General features: G+C 72.3%; 15 protein-coding genes. 11 read left to right on the top strand and 4 right to left on the bottom strand.

The features are described from left to right. The first annotated feature begins 36 nt into the window (after nucleotides 1-36). From APR03_RS08205 to aztD, 5 genes are all read left to right on the top strand, one after another. Nucleotides 37-1,470, top strand: a complete 1,434-nt coding sequence (locus APR03_RS08205; RefSeq protein WP_253834792.1) for a carbohydrate-binding protein — start codon at nucleotides 37-39, stop codon at nucleotides 1,468-1,470. Nucleotides 1,471-1,533: 63 nt separating this feature from the next. After that, nucleotides 1,534-2,187: a GyrI-like domain-containing protein gene (locus APR03_RS08200; protein WP_253834519.1), complete on the top strand. Its 654-nt coding sequence runs from the start codon at nucleotides 1,534-1,536 to the stop codon at nucleotides 2,185-2,187. 65 nt (nucleotides 2,188-2,252) lie between these two features. Then, entirely contained in the window at nucleotides 2,253-3,704 is a 1,452-nt protein-coding gene (locus tag APR03_RS08195; protein WP_308216460.1) for an HNH endonuclease, read from the top strand. A gap of 55 nt (nucleotides 3,705-3,759) precedes the next feature. Further along, nucleotides 3,760-4,386 carry a DUF6518 family protein gene (locus APR03_RS08190; protein WP_253834517.1) on the top strand — a complete coding sequence of 209 codons (627 nt, stop codon included), beginning with the start codon at nucleotides 3,760-3,762 and terminating at the stop codon, nucleotides 4,384-4,386. A gap of 93 nt (nucleotides 4,387-4,479) precedes the next feature. Continuing rightward, nucleotides 4,480-5,796: a zinc metallochaperone AztD gene (gene aztD, locus APR03_RS08185; RefSeq protein WP_253834515.1), complete on the top strand. Its 1,317-nt coding sequence runs from the start codon at nucleotides 4,480-4,482 to the stop codon at nucleotides 5,794-5,796. A gap of 112 nt (nucleotides 5,797-5,908) precedes the next feature. Here aztD and APR03_RS08180 read toward each other — a convergent pair whose 3' ends face one another. Beyond that, nucleotides 5,909-7,057 carry an epoxide hydrolase family protein gene (locus tag APR03_RS08180; protein ID WP_253834513.1) on the bottom strand — a complete coding sequence of 383 codons (1,149 nt, stop codon included), beginning with the start codon at nucleotides 7,055-7,057 and terminating at the stop codon, nucleotides 5,909-5,911. Nucleotides 7,058-7,137: 80 nt separating this feature from the next. Between APR03_RS08180 and APR03_RS08175 the strand changes: the two genes are divergently transcribed. Next, nucleotides 7,138-8,091 carry a helix-turn-helix transcriptional regulator gene (locus tag APR03_RS08175; RefSeq protein ID WP_253834511.1) on the top strand — a complete coding sequence of 318 codons (954 nt, stop codon included), beginning with the start codon at nucleotides 7,138-7,140 and terminating at the stop codon, nucleotides 8,089-8,091. A gap of 5 nt (nucleotides 8,092-8,096) precedes the next feature. On the opposite strand, the gene APR03_RS08170 is transcribed toward APR03_RS08175, so the two are convergent. Next, the gene (locus APR03_RS08170; RefSeq protein ID WP_253834510.1) at nucleotides 8,097-8,762 is read right to left on the bottom strand and encodes a TetR/AcrR family transcriptional regulator; all 666 of its coding nucleotides are present in this window, start codon (nucleotides 8,760-8,762) and stop codon (nucleotides 8,097-8,099) included. A 59-nt stretch (nucleotides 8,763-8,821) separates the two neighbouring features. Between APR03_RS08170 and APR03_RS08165 the strand changes: the two genes are divergently transcribed. Beyond that, nucleotides 8,822-9,682 carry an SDR family NAD(P)-dependent oxidoreductase gene (locus tag APR03_RS08165; RefSeq protein ID WP_253834509.1) on the top strand — a complete coding sequence of 287 codons (861 nt, stop codon included), beginning with the start codon at nucleotides 8,822-8,824 and terminating at the stop codon, nucleotides 9,680-9,682. Between the two features lie 85 nt (nucleotides 9,683-9,767). After that, a complete protein-coding gene (locus APR03_RS08160) occupies nucleotides 9,768-11,264 on the top strand; it encodes a mannitol dehydrogenase family protein (RefSeq protein ID WP_253834507.1) in 1,497 nt (498 codons plus the stop codon). A 7-nt stretch (nucleotides 11,265-11,271) separates the two neighbouring features. Here APR03_RS08160 and APR03_RS08155 read toward each other — a convergent pair whose 3' ends face one another. Further along, nucleotides 11,272-12,201 (bottom strand): sugar-binding transcriptional regulator, encoded by a 930-nt coding sequence (locus tag APR03_RS08155; protein WP_253834505.1) that lies wholly within the window; start codon nucleotides 12,199-12,201, stop codon nucleotides 11,272-11,274. A 220-nt stretch (nucleotides 12,202-12,421) separates the two neighbouring features. On the opposite strand from APR03_RS08155, the gene APR03_RS08150 reads away from it, so the two are divergent. From APR03_RS08150 to APR03_RS08140, 3 genes are read left to right on the top strand one after another with little or no spacing between them, the layout of a single operon-like run. Further along, nucleotides 12,422-13,771, top strand: a complete 1,350-nt coding sequence (locus tag APR03_RS08150) for an ABC transporter substrate-binding protein (RefSeq protein WP_253834503.1) — start codon at nucleotides 12,422-12,424, stop codon at nucleotides 13,769-13,771. Further along, a complete protein-coding gene (locus APR03_RS08145) occupies nucleotides 13,768-14,715 on the top strand; it encodes a carbohydrate ABC transporter permease (protein ID WP_253834501.1) in 948 nt (315 codons plus the stop codon). Before APR03_RS08150 ends, APR03_RS08145 begins: the two co-directional genes overlap by 4 nt. A gap of 2 nt (nucleotides 14,716-14,717) precedes the next feature. Next, nucleotides 14,718-15,554: a carbohydrate ABC transporter permease gene (locus APR03_RS08140; RefSeq protein WP_253834500.1), complete on the top strand. Its 837-nt coding sequence runs from the start codon at nucleotides 14,718-14,720 to the stop codon at nucleotides 15,552-15,554. 23 nt (nucleotides 15,555-15,577) lie between these two features. Here APR03_RS08140 and APR03_RS08135 read toward each other — a convergent pair whose 3' ends face one another. After that, on the bottom strand, nucleotides 15,578-16,162 hold the full coding sequence (locus APR03_RS08135) for a TetR/AcrR family transcriptional regulator (protein ID WP_253834499.1): 585 nt from the start codon (nucleotides 16,160-16,162) through the stop codon (nucleotides 15,578-15,580). Between the last annotated feature and the right edge of the window lie 60 nt (nucleotides 16,163-16,222).

Here is a 16,222-nt window from a genome sequence, read left to right as displayed (position 1 = left end):
ACCGCACCGCGTTTCCGAGCCCGGGAGAACCAGCCGATGTCATCCGCACGCCTTCGCCGAGGACTCCTCGCGACCACAGCAGGCCTCCTCGCCGTGCTCGCCGTCGCGGCCCCTGCCTCCGCCGCCGGAACCACGCCCGGCCTCGACCGGTCGGTGGCCGACGCCGGCACCGCGCCGGTGCCGCCCGCCGAGCCGAAGCCCCAGGTGGACGGTGTGAGCGAGCTGAACGTGCTCGCGTTCAACCTGTGGCACGGCGGCACGCGGATCGACGACGGCGCCGAGGAGATCGCCGACGTGCTGCGGGAGACCGACGCCGACGTCACGTTCATGCCCGAGCAGGGCGACGCGCCCGCCCAGGTCGCCGCGCTGCTCGGTTACGACCACGTCATCGCGACCGACACCGGCATCGTCTCGCGCTACCCGATCCTGGAGACCGACACCGTCGACCGGTGGTGGACCAAGGCGGTGCTCGACGTCAACGGCACCGAGGTGGTGGCCTACGGCGGTCACCTGGAGTACCGCTGGTACGCCACCTACCTGCCCCGCGGCTACGGCGGTGCGGTGCTCGGGGACTGGCCGGACGGCTGGGACACGTGGGACCGGCTCCCGGGCGGCCCGGTCACGGACGTGGACGCGATCCTGGAGGCCAACCGGCAGTCGGGCCGGCCGGCGACGGCCGCCGCGCTCGTCGAGGACGTCGCGGCCGAGCGTGCGGCGGGCCGCATCGCGGTGGTCGGCGGGGACTTCAACGAGCCTTCGGTGCAGGACTGGACCGAGGCGACCGCCGACCTCCAGGACCACAACGGTCTCGTGATCCCGTGGCAGAGCACGCGGACGCTGCTCGACGGCGGCCTGGTCGACGCCTACCGCGAGGTCCACCCCGACCCCGTCGCCAACCCCGGCGTCACCTGGCCGTCGGACAACCCGCTCTTCCCGACCTCCGAGCTCACCTGGGCGCCCGGGGCCGACGAACGGGACCGCATCGACTACGTGTTCGTCACGCCCGACGAGCGGATCTCGATCGACGCGGCGTCCGTCGTCGGCCCGCAGTCGACCATCGTGCGGAACGAGCGGGTCGACGACGACAGCGCCGACCAGATCCTCACGCCGGACGCCGTCTGGCCCTCGGACCACAAGGCGGTCCTCGCGTCGTTCAGCGTCTGCGCCGACGGGTGCGCGCCGGCCGCCCCGGCCTGGGCCGCGGCGTCGACCTACGGTGCGGACGACGAGGTGTCGTACGCGGGCTCGACCTGGCGGGCGGCCTGGTGGACGCGCGGCCAGGAGCCCGGTGCGCCCTACGGCCCGTGGCAGGAGATCGCCGAGCGGGACGGCGTCGCGCAGTGGACGGCGTCGCGGATCTTCGAGGCCGGCGAGGTCGCCGTCCACGACGGCACGACCTACGTGGCGCGGTGGTGGACGCGCAACCAGGTGCCCGGTGACCCCTGGGGCCCCTGGCGGCCGCAGCAGTAGGCCGCGCGGGCCGGCTCGCCGCGACCGTGCGGCGAGCCGGTGCGCCCGCTACCGTCCCTGGTCATGACCGACAGGACGACGGGCAGGCCGGCTGGCAGGACGACCGGCAAGGTCGACCTGAAGAAGAGCCTCGACGCCTACCGGGCGCAGCGGGGCAGGTTCCGCCTGGTCGACGTGCCCGAGCAGCAGTACCTGATGATCGACGGGCACGGCGACCCGAACGCCACGGCGTTCGCCGAGGCGGTCGAGACGCTGTACCCGGTGGCCTACGCGCTGAAGTTCGCGAGCAAGCGGGACCTCGGGCGGGACTACGTGGTCATGCCCCTGGAGGGGCTGTGGTGGGCGCGGGACATGGACGCGTTCACGGTCGCGCGCGACACGTCGCGCTGGGACTGGACGCTGCTGGTGCTGCAGCCGGACTGGATCGGGCCGGACCTGTTCGCGGCGGCGGTGGAGGGCGTCCGGCGGCGGTCCGCGCCGTCACGGCTCGACGACGTGCGGTTCGCGCGCCTGGCGGAGGGTCGCTGCGTGCAGACGCTGCACGTGGGCGCGTTCGACGACGAGGCCGGGGTGCTCGCGCGCCTGCACGAGGAGTTCGTGCCGGCGAACGGCCTGCGGCTGACCGGGCGGCACCACGAGATCTACCTGAGCGACTTCCGCCGGGTGGCCCCGGAGAAGCGGCGCACGATCCTGCGCCAGCCGGTGGCGTCGGCCTGACTTCGGTTGTCCACAGATCTCTTTCTCGTCCAACATGTCGATCAGATGTTCGATATCGTGGGGCTATGACGCAGACCACGGACGGCACGGCGATCGAGGCGGGCGGGCATCCCGCCTCTCCCGTGGTGCTCGACGCCGTCGTCGTGGCGGGTCTGCGTGCCGTCCTTGCCGACGGCATCCTGCCCGGCGCCACCGACACGGCCGGGCCCGTGACCCGGGAGACCGCGGCGGCCTGGGTCGATCTGCTGGCGGAGCTGGAGAAGGTCAAGCACTCGGTGGCCGCCGTCGAGGCGCGGGCGGCCGTGGCGCTCGACGAGGCAGCGAGGGCTGCCGAAGCCCGGCACGGTATCCGCGCCGAGCGGCGCGGACGGGGCGTTCCGTCCCAGATCGGCGCGGCGATGGGGCTGTCGCCGAACGCGGGTGCCGCCTTCCTCGGTGACGCGAGGGTGTGGGTGCGGCAGATGCCGTACACCTTCGAGGCGCTCCGGGTCGGGGCCCTGAGCGAGTGGCGTGCCCGGGTCCTCGTGCGCGAGACGTCGCACCTGAGCCCCGAGCACCGGGCCCTCGTCGACGAGGAGGTCTGCCGCGATCTGGAGGCGCTCGCGGGCCTGGGCACCAAGCGCCTCACGGCGCGCGTCAGGGCCGTCGCGGCCCGGCTCGACGTCCACGCCTGCGTGCGCCGGCTGGCCACGGCGGAAGGTGAGCGGCACGTCTCGATCCGCCCGGCACCGGACCTCATGGTGTACCTGACGGCCCTGGTGCCGATGAAGCAGGGCGTCCAGGCCTACGCCCAGCTCGTGGCGCGCGCCGAGGCGGCGCGTGCGGCGGGCGACGAGCGCTCCGGTGGCCAGCTGATGGCCGACACGCTGATCGAGCGGGTGACCGGGCGTGACACAGCCGAGGACGTCCCGGTCACGGTCAACCTCCTGGTGTCGGACGAGACGTTGCTCGCGGGCGGTGACGGTCCCGCGGTCGTGCTGGAGGGCTCGGCGGCGGGCGTGGGCGTGGTTCCGGCGCCTGTGGCCCGAGAGCTCGTGGCCGCGGGCGTCGACGCCGAGGCCGCATGGCTGCGGGCGATCTACGTCGACCCGTCCGGGCGTCTGCTGGCGACCACGAGCACGAGTCGCTTCTTCCCGGACGGCATCACCGCGCTCCTGCGCGCCCGGCAGCAGGGCCTCTGCGCCACGCCGTACTGCGACGCCCCGGTGCGGCACGCCGACCACGTCGTGCCCCACGCCGAGGGTGGCGCGACCAGCCTGGGCAACGGGCAGGGGCTCTGCGTCCGGTGCAATCTCGCCAAGCAGGCCCCCGGCTGGACGCAGCGCAGGCTGGACCGCGACGGCCCCGAGGTCACGCGGACAGTCGCCCCGACCGGCCACGCCTACCTGTCCGAGCTGCCGGACCCACCGAGTCCCGTCCGCGGCGCGGGCTCCCTGAGCTGCGCCGTGCCACGCGGGGCCGTGTTGAGACCGAGGAGACGGCCGGCCCGGCGGGCCGCGCGTCCACCCCTGGTCTGACGCCGTCAGCCCACGGGCCGATGTGGGGCGCCCTGCGCCGCGGTTAGGTTGCGGCATGACCACGGTTACCCGGGCGCCGTCCGCCGGCGCAGTGCTCTCCCGCCCGCTGGCGCGTGCGTTCGTCGTCGTGCTGCTCAGCTTCGTCCTGGGCGGCCTCACGTCGTACGCGCAGGGGTTCCTGCCCGACGGGTTCCGGTCGTTCGCCAACTCTGCCAGCGGGTGGACCGTGCTGACTGCGGCGCTCGTGTACTGGTCCCGCGCGCGCACCGGCGCCGCCGCGGCGCTCGGCCCCGTGGGCTTCGCGGTGCTGCTGGCCGGCTACTCGGTGGCCGCCCAGGTGCGCGGCTACTACTACGACCCGACGCTCTGGATCGTGCTCGGCGTGCTCGCCGGGCCGTTCGTCGGCATGGCCGCCGCCTGGCTCCGCACGGAGGGCATCCGCGCGGCGCTCGGCACCGCGCTCCTCGCGGGCATCGGGGTGGGCGAGGCCGTGTACGGGCTCACCGTGATCAGCGAGACGACCAGCCCGGTGTACTGGACAGTGATCGGCCTGGCCGGTGTCGCGCTGCTGGCCGGGATGCTGGCGCGCCGGATCCGGGAGCCCCTCGCCGCCGTCGCCGCCGTCGTGGGCACCCTCGTCCTGGCCGCCGCGTTCGTGACCGCGTACATGAGCCTCGGCTGAGCGCGACCGCAGCCCTCCTTGTTTGAGAATCGTTCTCACATCTGGTTGACTCCGTCCCGGTATGAGAATGATTGTCATTCTAGGAGGAGAATCATGAAGAGAACACTGACGAGCCTCGCGGCCGTGCTGCCGCTGCTCCTGCTCGGTGCCTGCGCCACGGGGGACGGGGCGGCGGCAGGCTCGGCGTCGCCGTCCGTCACGGACGCCCACGAGGACGAGCACGAGGGCGAGCACGACGCGACCGAGGCCCAGGCGAGCACGCCGCGCCTCGCCGTCACCTACGACGGCGGTGTGCTCGTGCTGGACGCGATGAGCCTCGAACCCGTCGGCGAGATCGCGCTGGAGGGCTTCGCGCGCCTGAACCCGGCCGGCGACGAGCGCCACCTGCTCGTCTCGGCCACCGGCGGATTCCAGGCGCTCGACCTGGGCACCTGGGCCGAGGCCCACGGCGACCACGCGCACTTCTGGACCGCCGAGCCCAGGCTGACCGACGTGCGGTACGACGCCGCCGAACCCGGTCATGTCGTGGTGCACGAGGGCCGCACCGCCCTGTTCGACGACGGCAGCGGCCTGGTCCGGGTGATCGACTCGGCGCATGTGGCCGACGGCGACGCACCGGTGCGGGAGCACACCACGCCGTCGGCCCATCACGGGGTGGCTGTCGAGCTGAGCGACGACACGCTGGTCGTCTCCGAGGGTACGGAGGAGGAGCGCACCGGCATCCGGGTGCTGGACGGCGACGGCGAGGAGATCGCGGCGTCGGACGAGTGTCCCGGGGTGCACGGCGAGGCCGTCGCGGCCGACGAGGCCGTGGTGATCGGCTGCGAGGACGGCGCGGTGGTCTACGCCGGCGGCGAGATCACCAAGGTCGAGGCCCCGGACGCGTACGGCCGTATCGGCAACCAGGCCGGCACCGAGGCGTCCCCGATCGTGCTCGGCGACTACAAGACCGACCAGGACGCTGAGCTGGAGCGCCCCACGCGAGTGTCCCTGATCGACACGCGGGACGGCTCGCTCGAGCTGGTGGACCTGCCGTCGTCGTACACCTTCCGGTCGCTCGCCCGGGGCGAGGAGGGCGAGGCCCTGGTGCTCGGCACCGACGGGCAGCTGCACGTGATCGACCCCGAGTCGGCCGAGGTGACGGCGTCCGTCCCGGTCATCGACGCGTGGGAGGAGCCGCTCGACTGGCAGGAGCCGCGGCCCGCGGTCCTCGCCCTGGACGGCTCGGTCTACGTGACCGACCCGGCGACGGACTCGATCCACGCGGTCGACGTCGAGACGGGCGAGGTGTGGAGGTCGGCGGAACTCGGCGTCACCCCGAACGAGCTGAGCGGCGTCACGGGCGCCGACCCGCACGCCGACCCACGCCCACTGACCCCACCCTGCCGAGATAGAACTCTGGCGAAGTAGAACTCTGGCGGAATCGGATTCCGCCAGAGTTCTACTTCGCCAGAGTTCTATCTCGCCAGAGTTCTATCTCGCCAGAGTTCTATCTCGCCACGGTTCTCCTTCGGCGGGTGGGTCAGGGGGTCTCGAAGAAGGTGCGGAGATCGCCGACCAGGACGTCCGGGACCTCCAGGGCCGCGTAGTGGCCGCCCGTCGGGAACTCGGACCAGTGCTCGATGCGGGCGTTGTCGCGCTCGGCGAGCGACCGGATGGTCTGGAAGTCGTCGGCGAAGACGGCGACGCCGATGCGCCCCGTGCTCACCACCGGCTCGGCGCCCGAGCGCTGCTCGGTGAAGTGGTACCGCACCGCCGTGGCGGAGGTGTTGGTGAGCCAGTAGAGGCTGACCTGCGCCAGCACCTGGTCGAGGGAGACCAGGCTGGTGCCGTTGCCGAAGTTCTCGAAGAGCTCGTTGTAGGCGAGCTGGCCCACGGGGGAGTCGCTGAGCGCCGCCGCGATGGTCTGGGGCCGCGACCCGTTCATCGCGTTGTAGGCACCCACGCTCTGGAACCACTGCATGTGCTCCAGCGCGGCGAACTCCTTCGGGCCGAACCCGTCCATCTCGCCCTCGGCACCGGAGGGGAACGAGAAGAGCTGGAGCAGGTGCGCGCCCAGGAAGCCCTCGGGGTCCAGCACGGCGAGCTCGCGACCGATCATGGTGCCGGCGTCGCTGCCGTGCGTGCCGTAGGACTCGTAGCCGAGCCGCCGCATGAGGGTGTCCCAGGTGCGGGCGACGCGGGCCATGGTCCAGGTGCCGCCGTCGGCCGGCTCGCTGAGCGGGGTGCTGAAGCCGAAGCCGGGGATCGACGGGATCACGACGTGGAAGGCGTCCTCGGCGCGGCCGCCGTGCGCGACCGGGTCGGTGAGTGGGCCGATCATGTCGAGGAAGTCGAGGAACGAACCCGGGTAGGTGTGGGTCAGCACGAGCGCCCGTGCGCCCGGCTCGGCCGAACGGACGTGCAGGAAGTGCACGGTCTGGCCGTCGATCTCCGTGAGGAACTGGGGGAAGGCGTTGGCCCGCTCCTCGACGGCGCGCCAGTCGAACGCGGTGCGCCAGTGCTCGACGGCGTTCCGCAGGTAGGACTCGGGCGTGCCGTACTCCCAGGAGTCACCGGGTGCGGCCGGTGCGAAGCGGGTGCGGGCGAGGCGGTCGGCCAGGTCGTCCAGGTCGGCCTGGGGGATCGCGATGCGGAAGGGGCGGATGTCGGTGCTCTGCGTGGTGTCCATGTCTCCGACACTACGGAGGGTTCCGGAACGCTCCTTTCCTGTATTCTCGGCGAACCAGAAAAAGATCCGAGGAGCCCGGAATGACCACCACCGCGGGCCGCCTGCTCGCCCTCCTGGGCCTGCTCCAGTCGCGTGCGGACTGGTCCGGCGCCGAGCTCGCCGCGCGGCTCGACGTCACCGGCCGGACGGTGCGCAACGACGTCGCCCGCCTGCGTGACCTGGGCTACCCCGTGGACGCCGTGCGTGGCCCCGGCGGGCGCTACCGGCTGGGGGTGGGCGGCAAGCTGCCGCCCCTGGTGCTCGACGACGAGGAGGCGGTGGCCATCGCGGTGGGGCTGCGCGCCGCCGGGGCCGTCGCCGGTATCGAGGAGAGCAGCGCGCGGGCACTGGGCAAGCTCGAGCACGTGCTGCCCGACCGGCTGCGCCGCCAGGTCGCGGCGCTGCGCGACGCGACGGAAGCCGGTCCGGCGAACACCAGCAGCAACGTCGAGGACCCTGCCGTCGACCCCGCGCTGCTCACCGAGCTGGCCGCGGCGATCCGCGACCACCAGGGCCTGCGGTTCTGGTACCGCGGCGAGCAGCCGCGCGAGGTCGAGCCCGCGCGGCTCGTGGCGTGGCAGCGGCGCTGGTACCTCGTGGGTCGCGATGTCGCGTCGGGGGAGTGGGAGCCGTTCCGGGTGGACTGGCTCGAGCTGCGCGTCCCGGGCGGACGGCGGTTCGTGCCCACCACGCCGCCGTTCGACCTTACCGAGTTCGTGGTGCGCGAGGTGGCCCGGACGGGCTGGTCCGTGCACGCGCGGGTGCTCGTGCACGCCCCGGCCGACGAGGTGCTGGCCCGCATCAACCCCGCGGTCGGCACGGTCGAGCCGCGCGACGACGCGAGCTGCGTGCTCGTCACCGGCGGCGACAGCCTGGAGACCGTCGCCGTGTGGATCGGCATGCTCGGGCTCGACTTCACGGTCGACGGCCCGCCCGGGCTGGTGGAGCACCTCGGGGTGCTGTCCCGGCGGTACGCGGCGGCGATCGGGGCCTGATCGCCTCAGGCGGTGCGCTCGGCGATCCGCCCGCGGAGCATCGACGCGAGGATCCGGGACAGCTGCGGCTCGACGTCGACCAGGGCGTGCGCGAGCCGCGGGTCGGAGCGGTAGAGCGCCGCCACCTCCGGACCCGGGGTGGCGATCTGGTAGAGCGTGCCCGCCAGCGAGGTGGCCGCCGCCACGAGGTCGACGCCGTCCTGCTCCGTGAGCGCCGGCAGCGCCGCACGGACGGCGGGCAGGATCACGCCCAGCCCGTCGCCGGTCGTCAGCTTGAACTCCCGGACCTTCTCGACCGAGACGTTGCGCTCCAGGTTCAGCGGCGTCTGGGCCAGCAGGTCGCAGAACATCGGGCGTGCGGTGAGTGTCGCGGCGAACGCGGCGGCGACGGTGTCGGCGTCCGGCCGTGCGAGGGCGCCGACCCGTTCGGCGAGGTCGGGCGCCCAGTCCCGCCAGCCCTCGGCCGTCAGCCGCAGGAAGATCTCCTCGCGCGTCTCGAAGTAGCGCAGCATCGCCGACTTGTGCATGCCCACGGCCTCGGCGATGTCGGTCAGGGTCACCTGCCGGATGCCGCGCTCGGCGCCGAGCCGGCGGGCGGCGTCCAGGATGGCGTCCTCGCGGAGGCGCTTGGCCTCGGGGGAACGGGCCCGTTGGAACTCGCGTGTCGGCATGCTCACATCTTAGCGCAACGGGGTTGCGCAATGTAGCGCAACGATGTTGTATTAAAGCCATGCAGCAGCAGACATGGTTCATCACAGGTTCGTCCCGCGGCTTCGGCCGCTCCCTCGTCCGCGCGGCGCTCGCCGCCGGCCACCGGGTCGCCGCCACGGCGCGGCGCCCCGAACAGCTCGACGACCTCGTCGCCGAGTACGGCGACCGGGTGCTCCCGCTCCCGCTCGACGTGACCGACCCGGCGGCGGCCCGTGCGGCGCTCGCCGAGGCCGCGGCCCGGTTCGGGCGGCTCGACGTGATCGTCAACAACGCGGGCTACGCCAACGTCAGCCCCATCGAGACCACCCCCGACGCCGACTTCCGCACGCAGTTCGAGACCAACTTCTGGGGTGTCTACAACGTGTCCAAGGCGGCGCTCCCCCTGCTCCGGGAGCAGGGCGGCGGCCTCGTGATCCAGTTCTCCTCGGTGGGTGGCCGGGTCGGCGGCTCGCCGGGCATCGGGTCCTACCAGGCGGCGAAGTTCGCCATCGACGGGTTCAGCCGCGTGCTCCGCACCGAGACCGCGCCGTTCGGCGTCCGGGTGCTCGTCGTGGAGCCGAGCGGGTTCCGCACCGACTGGGCGGGCTCGTCCATGTCCGTGGCCGAGGTGCCACCGGAGTACGAGGCCACCGTCGGTGCGATGAACACGCGGCTGCGGCAAGGCGACTCCGGCACCGCCGGGGACCCGGACCGCGCCGCGCAGATCCTCGTCGAGCTCGCCGCGCACGACGACCTGCCCGACAACCTCCCGCTCGGCGTGAACGCGACCGAGATGTCGACGGCGCAGGACCGCCGCCTCCTGGAGTCCGACCTGCGGTGGAGCGCGGTGAGCCGGTCCGCGGACTTCGGCGAGCCGTTCCCCGTCACGCTCCCGGCCTGACGTTCGCTCATCTGTGAGCGGCGGCATGCTCATCTGTTAGCCTGACGACGGTTCGATCGAGTCGGAAGGGCGGCGGAGGAGCACGATGACGGCACTCAGCGACAAGACCGTGGACGGTCTGGTGGGGTCCGCGCCCGAGGGCGCGGACCTCACCGTCCCCGCCTACGACCGGACCCGGCTGACCACCGGGATCGTGCACCTCGGGGTGGGCGGCTTCCACCGCGCGCACCAGGCCATGTACCTGGACCGGCTGATGGCCGACGGCGCGGCGCTCGACTGGGCGATCTGCGGCGTCGGCGTGCTGCCGGGCGACGCGCGCATGCGCGACGCGCTGGCCGCGCAGGACGGTCTCTACACCCTCGTGCTCAAGCATCCCGACGGGCGCCTGGAGGCACGGGTCATCGGGTCGATCACGGAGTATCTGCTCGCCCCCGACGACCCCGAGGCCGTGCTGGAGAAGATGGCCTCGCCCGAGGTGCGGATCGTCTCCCTCACCGTCACCGAGGGCGGGTACAACATCCACCACGTGACGGGCGAGTTCGACCTCACGGACCCGGGCGTCGCCGCCGACCTGGCCGACGGCGCCGTGCCGGCGACGACGTTCGGGCTGGTCACCGAGGCCCTGCGCCGCCGCCGCGACCGCGGGGTGCCGCCGTTCACCGTGATGAGCTGCGACAACATCCAGGGCAACGGCGAGGTCGCGAAGCGTGCGTTCACCACGTTCGCCCGCGCGAAGGACGGCGATCTCGCCGACTGGATCGAGGCGAACGTCGCCTTCCCGAGCTCGATGGTCGACCGCATCACGCCCGTCACCACCGACGCCGACCGCGCCATGGTCGCCGAACGCTTCGGCATCGACGACGCCTGGCCCGTCGTGGCCGAACCGTTCGAGCAGTGGGCCCTGGAGGACACGTTCCCCACCGGGCGCCCGCCGTTCGAGGACGCGGGCGTGCAGGTGGTGTCCGACGTCGAGCCCTACGAGCTCATGAAGCTGCGCCTGCTCAACGCCGGCCACCAGGCCCTGTGCTACGTGGGCTACCTGTCCGGGCACCGGTACGCGCACGAGGTCGCGGGCCAGGACGTCTTCGCCCGGTTCCTGCTCGGCTACATGGACCGCGAGGGCACGCCCACGCTGGCCCCCGTGCCGGGCATCGACCTGCCCGCGTACAAGCGCACGCTCGTCGAGCGGTTCGCCAACCCGCACGTGGCCGACACCCTGGCCCGCCTGTGCGCCGAGTCGTCCGACCGCATCCCCAAGTGGCTGCTGCCCGTGGTGCGGTACCACCTGGAGCACGGCGGGCCCATCGAGCACGCGGCGCTCGTGGTCGCCTCCTGGGCGCGGTACGACGAGGGCGTGGACGAGGCGGGCGAGCCCATCGAGATCGTGGACCGCCTCGCCGGCCGGCTGCACCGGGCGGCGCTCGCGCAGCGCGACGACCCGCTGGCCTTCCTGCGCGACCGTGAGGTGTTCGGCGACCTCGTCGACGACGAGCGGTTCACCGCGGCGTACACGGCGGCGCTCGCGTCCCTGCACGAGCGCGGCGCCCGCGCCACGGTCGAGGAGCTGGTGGCCCGCACCTGACGACGGGTCAGAGGGCGAGGGACTCCAGGGCGGTGGCCGCGGCGTCGTCGACCACCAGGGTGTTGGCGATGCCGCCACGGACGGCGGCGACCAGGCCCGGCGCGACGGCGGATCCGTAGCCGATCGCGATCACCTCCGGCGTGCCGACGAGCTGTTCGAGCGTGACGCCCACGACCCGCTCGTCGAGGCTCGTGCGGACGGGGCGTCCCGCGGCGTCGAACAGGCGGCCCGAGCACTCGGCGACGACGCCTGCCGCCGTCGCCGCCTGCTGCTCCTTGGGGCTGATCTGCGGGAACACGGTCGAGGTGCGCTCGGACCAGTGCCCGATCGCGACGACGGCGACGTCCAGGTGGTCGGCGCGGGCCAGGGCGTCGGCGATCTCCGGCTGGCGGCGCATGCCCGCGGCGGTGGCGGCGTCGGCCACCAGGAGCGGCGACCAGACGGGCCACGTGCGCACCCCGGGCATCTGCGCGAACGTGTTGATCAGGCCCAGGGAGTTGCCGCTGCCCTCGACGGGCAGCGCCCCCACGAGCTGCACGACGTCGCAGTGCGGCAGCCGGCCGATGTGCCGCACCGCGGCCTCGACGGTGCGGGACCAGGAGATGCCGACGGTGCTGCCCTCGGCGATGTGCTCGCGCGCCGCGCGGGCGAGCTCGACGGCCACGTTCTCGCGGGTGGTCGTGACGTCCTCGGCGCTGGCCGCGATGAGCACCTCGCGCAGGCCCAGCCGGGCCGCGAGGCGTGCGCCGCGCTCGCCGTCGGCCCGGGGCGGCGTGATCTCGATGCGGACCACGCCGAGCTCGCGCGCCTGCGCGAGCAGGCGGGCCACCTGGAACCGCGAGATGCCGCGACGGCGCGCGATCTCCACCTTCGACCTGCCGTCGAGGTAGTAGTCGGTGCTCACCTCGACCATGAGGTTCGAGTCGTTCTGGGTCACCTGCGTCCTCACTCCCCGCAGGCGTCGGCGGGAGCTTTTCGGTCCGGTGCGTGGAGGCTTGCCTCCGGGCACCGTTGAGCGGGGGGTCTTGCTCACCTGAGCATAGCGAACTACTCTGCGTTTGCAGATGAGCACGCACAATTTCTCAAATGAGCGCGGCAGAGCAGGCTGTGCCGAGGAGAGGACGAGGATGTTCCGACCTCCAAGGGGTGGTTCACCGGTGAGGGCGACGCTGGCCGCCGGGGCGGCCGCCGTCGCGCTGGCCCTGTCCGGCTGTGCCGGGGCGGGCGCCGTGGGTGGCGGTGAGGGGGAGCAGATCGTCGTCGCGATCGTCTCCAACCCGCAGATGCAGGACGCGATCTCGCTGCAGGACGTGTTCCGCGCGGCGCACCCGGGCGTGGACGTCCGGTTCGTGTCCCTGCCCGAGAACGAGGCCCGGGCCAAGATCACGGCGTCCGTGGCGACCGGCGGCGGCGAGTTCGACGTCGTCATGATCTCCAACTACGAGACGCCCATGTGGGCCGAGAACGGCTGGATCGAGAACCTGCAGCCGTACATCGACGCGACCGAGGGGTACGACGCCGACGACTTCGTGCCCAGCGTCCGCGAGGCGCTCTCCTACGAGGACGACATGTACTCCGTGCCGTTCTACGGCGAGTCGTCGTTCCTGGCCTACCGGGCCGACCTCTTCGAGGAGGCCGGCCTGGAGATGCCCGAGCGGCCGACCTGGGACGACGTGCGGGAGCTGGCCGGCGAGCTGAACGACCCGGCGCAGGACTTCTCCGGCATCTGCCTGCGCGGCCTGGCCGGCTGGGGCGAGGTCATGGCCCCGATGAGCACCGCGATCAACACGTTCGGCGGCGGCTGGTTCGACGAGGACTGGAACGCCACCCTCGACACGCCCGAGAGCCGCGAGGCCATCGAGACCTACATCGACACCGTGCAGTCCTTCGGCCAGCCGGGCGCCGCGACCTCCGGGTTCGGCGACTGCCTCACCCGGTTCGCGCAGGGCCAGTCGGCCATGTGGTACGACGCGACGTCGATGGTCTCCACCGTCGAGGACCCGGCGTCCTCCACCGTGGCGGGCAAGGTCGGCTACGCGCCCGCGCCCGTCGCCGACACCGAGTCCGCCGGCTGGCTGTACAGCTGGTCGCTGGCCATCCCGAGCACCAGCGAGCACAAGGACGCCGCCTGGGACTTCGTGTCCTGGATGACGAACAAGGAGTACATCGAGCTCGTGGGCGAGGAGATCGGCTGGGAGCGGGTGCCCCCGGGCAGCCGCCTGTCCACCTACGAGATCCCCGAGTACGCCGAGGTCTCGCAGGCCTACGCCGACGCGACCCTCGACTCCATGAACGGGGCCACGCAGGACTCCGCGATGACCCACCCCGTGCCCTACCCGGGCATCCAGTTCGTGGGCATCCCCGAGTTCCAGGACCTCGGCACGCGGGTGGGCCAGCAGATGTCCGCGGCGATCGCCGGCCAGGTTCCGGTCGACGAGGCCATCGCACAGTCCCAGCGCTACGCCGACACCGTGGCGGAGACCTACCGGGCCCAGGAGGAGCAATGAGCACCTCGACCATCGACCGGCTGGAGGGCTCCCGCCGGGCGGCACGCGCCGCGGCGTCGGAACGCGCCGTCAGCCGCGCGGAGGGCTGGCGCCGACGCGGGCCGCTGCTGCCCGCGCTGATCTTCACGATCATCGTCACGCAGCTCCCGTTCCTCGTGACCATCTGGTACTCGCTGCGCTCGCAGAACCTGCTGCGGCCGGGCGAGGACATCTTCGTGGGCCTGTCCAACTACCTGGACATCGCCGCCGACTCGACGTTCCGGCAGACCGCGCTGAACTCGGTGGTCATCACGCTGGGCTGCGTGCTCGTGGCGATGGTGCTCGGCATCGTGCTCGCGCTGCTGCTGGACCGGCCCTTCGCCGGGCGCAGCGTGGCCCGCACCATGCTCATCACGCCGTTCCTGGTGATGCCGGTGGCGAGCTCCGTGCTGTGGTCGGTGGCGCTGCTCAACCCCACGTACGGCCTGCTCAACTGGACGCTCGGGCTGGTGGGCATCGAGGCGGTCGACTGGACCTCGACCTACCCGATCGTCGCCATCCTCATGGCGCTCGTGTGGCAGTGGACGCCGTTCATGATGCTGCTCGTGCTCGCGGGCCTGCAGGCGCAGCCCAAGGACGTGCTGGAGGCCGCGTCGGTCGACGGCGCGGGGCCGTGGCGCACCTTCACGTCGATCACGCTGCCGCACCTGCGGCGGTACATCGAGCTGGGCGTGCTGCTGGGCGTCATCTATGTGGTCAACACCTTCGACCAGATCTACCTGATGACGGCCGGCGGGCCCGGTACGGCCAGCGCCAACCTGCCGTTCTACATCTACCAGCGCGCGTTCCTCGGCTTCGACATCGGGCAGGCCGCCGCCATGGGCGTCGTCGTCGTGATCGCCACGATCATCGTGGCCTCCGCGGCGCTGCGCCTCATCTTCCGCAGCTTCGAGGTCAAGGAGTGAGCATGTCCGACGTGACCCGTACGTCCCGCGGCCGGGCGACCGGTGGCGTGCTGACGACGCTGACCTGGCTGCTCGCGCTGGCCTTCTTCTTCCCGGTGGCCTGGATGGCGGCCACGGCGTTCAAGCAGGAGAACCAGGCGGCGTCCGACCCGCCCACGTGGTTCTTCGCGCCCACGCTCGACCAGTTCCGGGCCGTCATCGAGGGCGGGTCCGGCACCTACGTGGCCAACTCCGCCATCGCGACCGGCGTGTCCACGGTGCTGGTGCTGCTGCTCGGCATCCCGGCGGCGTACGCGCTGTCGATCCGACCGGTGGAGAAGGTCAGCGACGTGCTGTTCTTCTTCATCTCCACGAAGATGCTGCCCGTCGTGGCGGTCATCGTGCCGATCTACGTGGTGGCCGGACAGCTCAAGGTGCTCGACAACATCTGGACCCTCGTGGTCCTGTACACCGCGATGAACCTGCCGATCGCGGTGTGGATGATGCGGTCGTTCTTCCTGGAGGTGCCGGGGGAGGTGCTGGAGGCGGCGTCCGTGGACGGGGCCGGGCTGATGCGCACCCTGCGGTCGGTGCTCATGCCCATGGTGGCCCCCGGCATCGCCGCGACGGCGCTGATCTGCGTCATCTTCGCCTGGAACGAGTTCTTCTTCGCGCTCAACCTCACCGCGTCCCGCGCGGCGACCGTGCCCGTGCTCATCGTGTCCACGATGACGAGCGAGGGCCTGTTCCTGGCGCGGCTCTGCGCGGCGGCCCTGCTGGCGTCGCTGCCGGTGATCATCGCCGGTTGGGTGGCGCAGAAGCAGCTCGTGCGCGGGCTGTCGATGGGCGCCATCAAGTAGGGGGGTGGCGTGGCCGGGTACCGTCACGCCGCCCGGAGGTAGTCGATCATCAGGTCCATGGACGCCTCGAGGTGGTCCGTGCTCCCGGTCGCGCGCAGCACCTGGACCCCGCCCTGGATCCCGGCCACGAAGGCCGCGGCCACCCGGGCGGGGTCCAGGTCCGTGCTGACCCGGCCGCCCTCCTGCATCGCGACCACGCCGGCGGCGACCCGGCGCTGCCACTGGTCGAGCAGCTCCGTGACCACCTCGACCGACCCCGGCGTGGTGGTGACCTGATCCATCAGCGCCGCGAGCGGGCAGCGGCGCCCCTGGCTGCGGTACCGGGCCAGCACCGAGTCGCGCCAGTCCGTCCACGAGGCCCAGGAGTCCAGGCGGCTCAGGTGCGGCTCCTGGTCGAGCAGCACGCGGTCGGCCTCGTGCCGGGCGACGGCGAGCAGCAGCTCGTCCTTGCCGCCGGGGAAGTAGTGGAAGATCTGCCCCTTGCTGGTGCGGGTCACGGTCCGGATGTCGTCCAGCGTGGCCGTTCCGGGGTCCGTGCCGCGCAGATACGTCGCGGCGCCCTCGACGATGCGCTGCCGGGTCGCCCGGCCCTTCGGCGTCAGCTTCACGTTCTGACGGTACGGTCGAAATTCTGGACTTGCCAGTCCAAAAATGGGTTCCTACCGTCG

This window comes from Promicromonospora thailandica (assembly GCF_024171955.1).
Lineage (GTDB): Bacteria > Actinomycetota > Actinomycetes > Actinomycetales > Cellulomonadaceae > Promicromonospora > Promicromonospora thailandica.
Note: the sequence above shows the minus strand (reverse complement) of the source record. Positions and strands in the feature narration are given on the sequence as shown.

Bases quoted from the DNA above. Each gene is read 5' to 3' on its own strand.
- APR03_RS08205 (WP_253834792.1), top strand. From the start codon at position 37: ATGTCATCCGCACGCCTTCGCCGAGGACTCCTCGCGACCACAGCAGGC.
- APR03_RS08200 (WP_253834519.1), top strand. From the start codon at position 1,534: ATGACCGACAGGACGACGGGCAGGCCGGCTGGCAGGACGACCGGCAAG.
- APR03_RS08195 (WP_308216460.1), top strand. From the start codon at position 2,253: ATGACGCAGACCACGGACGGCACGGCGATCGAGGCGGGCGGGCATCCC.
- APR03_RS08190 (WP_253834517.1), top strand. From the start codon at position 3,760: ATGACCACGGTTACCCGGGCGCCGTCCGCCGGCGCAGTGCTCTCCCGC.
- aztD (WP_253834515.1), top strand. From the start codon at position 4,480: ATGAAGAGAACACTGACGAGCCTCGCGGCCGTGCTGCCGCTGCTCCTG.
- APR03_RS08180 (WP_253834513.1), bottom strand. From the start codon at position 7,057: ATGGACACCACGCAGAGCACCGACATCCGCCCCTTCCGCATCGCGATC.
- APR03_RS08175 (WP_253834511.1), top strand. From the start codon at position 7,138: ATGACCACCACCGCGGGCCGCCTGCTCGCCCTCCTGGGCCTGCTCCAG.
- APR03_RS08170 (WP_253834510.1), bottom strand. From the start codon at position 8,762: ATGCCGACACGCGAGTTCCAACGGGCCCGTTCCCCCGAGGCCAAGCGC.
- APR03_RS08165 (WP_253834509.1), top strand. From the start codon at position 8,822: ATGCAGCAGCAGACATGGTTCATCACAGGTTCGTCCCGCGGCTTCGGC.
- APR03_RS08160 (WP_253834507.1), top strand. From the start codon at position 9,768: ATGACGGCACTCAGCGACAAGACCGTGGACGGTCTGGTGGGGTCCGCG.
- APR03_RS08145 (WP_253834501.1), top strand. From the start codon at position 13,768: ATGAGCACCTCGACCATCGACCGGCTGGAGGGCTCCCGCCGGGCGGCA.
- APR03_RS08140 (WP_253834500.1), top strand. From the start codon at position 14,718: ATGTCCGACGTGACCCGTACGTCCCGCGGCCGGGCGACCGGTGGCGTG.